General features: G+C 73.9%; 1 protein-coding gene and 1 pseudogene. Both read right to left on the reverse strand.

Features of this window, described 5'->3' with window-relative positions; all coding sequences use genetic code 11:
- Positions 1 to 137, reverse strand: a pseudogene (locus BG452_RS32725) (ABC transporter ATP-binding protein); the annotation flags it as partial.
- Between the two features lie 287 nt (positions 138 to 424).
- The coding region (locus BG452_RS32730) for a restriction endonuclease (protein ID WP_188307982.1) at positions 425 to 2,360 on the reverse strand (1,936 nt) is incomplete at its 5' end.

Raw genomic sequence — 2,360 nt, forward strand, 5'->3', positions numbered from 1 at the left:
AACTCGCCCTGGGGGAAGGTGACACTGACGTTGTCCAGGGCGACGACCCGGGTTTCCCCCTCCCCGTAGACCTTGTTGAGGCCGGTGGCGCGGGCGGCCGCCAGGCCGGTACGGACGGCGGTTGCGGGGAAGGTCACGAAGACTCCTGGGAATGAATCGGATTGTCCTACCGATCCATCCTCCCAAGCCGTTCGGGCCCGATGCGTATGCCGAGCGGACGGTCGGCCCCCGCCGACCCGGCGGGGCGGCGGGGGCGATCTCCTCCTCAGGTATGACCAGTTGCCCGGAGGACCGAGGTCCCCGGTGGCGTGACTCCACGGGTCACATCACGCCCTCGCTTCACGCGGACAGGTCACGCCCTCGCTTCACGCCCTCGCTTCACGCCCTCGCTTCACGCGGACAGGTCACGGGTCACGTCACGCGGTCACTCCACCGCGACGCCGAAGGCCGTCGCCAGCCCGGCCAGACCGTTCGTCACCGCCCGTGCCGAGGGCGCGAACTGCCAGCCGGCGTCCGTCCGTCGGAAGCTCCCCAGCAGCATCGCCGAGTCCGGGATACCGCCGTTGGCACCCGGCCACTTCGCCGGCCCGTTCGCGCCCGGCCCGTACTCGGCGGCGACGGCCAGCCCGTACACGTAGCCCAGCGGCAGCGCCGGAGGCTCCTCCTCCTCGGTGGACACCGCCAGCACCACCTCGTCCACGGCGGCCGGCAGCCGGTGCAGGTCCAGGCTCAGCCGCGCCGCCCGGGCCGGCTCGCCCGGCACCGAGTGGGTCGGGTGCAGCCGGACGGCGCCGTCCGGGTCCTGCGGGTTGTTGAAGAACACGAAGTGCTCGTCGCTCACCACCCGGCCCCGGGCGCACAGGAACGCGCTGACGTCCAGCTCCACCGGGTCCCCGCCGGCCGTGCGGCTCTGCCAGCTGACCGTCACGCTGCTCTGCGGGGCGACGGGCCCGGCGCCCGGGGCAGCGCCGGCCGTGCTGTTCGCAGCGCTGCCGGTGTCGCTGCTCCCACTGCTGCTGCTTCCGCTGCTCCCGCCGCCGAGCCGGCCGCGCAGCCCCTGCTCGGCCAGCAGTTCCACCAGCTCCGGCCCGCTCACCAGGGTCAGCGGCTTGCCCTCGATGTAGCTGTACGAGCCCTTGCCGAAGCCCGCCGTGGTGACCAGGATGCCCTTGATGGCGCCGTGGTGGCGGACGGTGGACTCCAGGTCGCGTACGGCCGTCGGCGAGACGGTCTTCCGGTACCGCTTGGCCTGGATCACGATCTTGCCGCCGGTGACCGGGTCCAGGTCCTCGGCGACCACGTCCACCCCGACGTCGCCGCTGCGGGCCGTGGTCATCACCCGGAAGCCGCGCAGCCGGAACAGCTCGGCGATCAGGTCCTCGAACTCCAGCGGGTCCATCTCGAAGAGGTCCGGCTCGTCCTCGCCGAAGTGCCCGGCCAGGCTCCCGCCGACCGACTCCGGCAGCCGGTCCGGCTTCACCTCGTCCAGCCGTTCCGGCCGCGCCGACAACTTGCCGCCCAGGCCCTGGAAGCACTCCACCGGCGCCACCCGGTCCAGGGCCAGCCCGGAGAACTCGGCCCGGGTCACCGTCAGCGTCGACAGGAAGCGCTCCGCCTCCCGGCCGGTCGCCGGGTCGATGCCCAGCACGAAGCCGTTCAGCACCACCGAGTCCAGCATCCCGTCCCGGTCCGCCCGGAACAGCTCCACCGCCACCCGCAGCGCGGCCTGCGCCAGCACCTCCCGGTACAGCGCCTTGCGCTCGGTCGCGGGACGGGCCACCTCGGCCTCGCGGTCGTCCGCCTTCACGTACCGCACCCGGCCGGCCGCCGGCACCACATCCGGGCCCGGCAGTTCCCAGTTCACCACCAGCTGACGGCTCGACGCCTCCCAGGCCGCCACCAGCCGGTGCGGGAAACCCTCCGGCCAGGCCGCCGACGCGTACAGACCCGCCGTGAAGTACTCCTGCACCGCCTCCGGCTCACCCGCCCGCAGCCGCCGCAGCAACTCCTCGGTACCGGCCCCGCGTTCCGCCTCCTGACGGCGGAAGCCCTCCGCCCAGACCAGGTACTCCTGGTGGTACGCGGCCAGCCGGCGCTGCCGGTCAGCCTCCCGCGCCTGCGCGGCGTACCAGTCCTGTTCGAACCGGGCCCGGGCCTGCGCCAGGTACTGCTCGTACTGCCGGCGCACCCCGCCGTTGCGGGCCTGCGCCGCATCCGGCGGCGGCACGAAGTAGGCGGCGGACGTCTGGTCCGGCATCGCCACCGGCGCACCCAGCGGCCCCGGATCGAAGGGCGGCACCGGGCGCGGCGCCAGCAGCGCCTGCGGCCCGAACGCCGGCGCGGCCAGCCCGGCCGCCAGC

The organism is Streptomyces sp. CBMA123, assembly GCF_014596465.1.
Taxonomy (GTDB): Bacteria; Actinomycetota; Actinomycetes; order Streptomycetales; family Streptomycetaceae; genus Kitasatospora.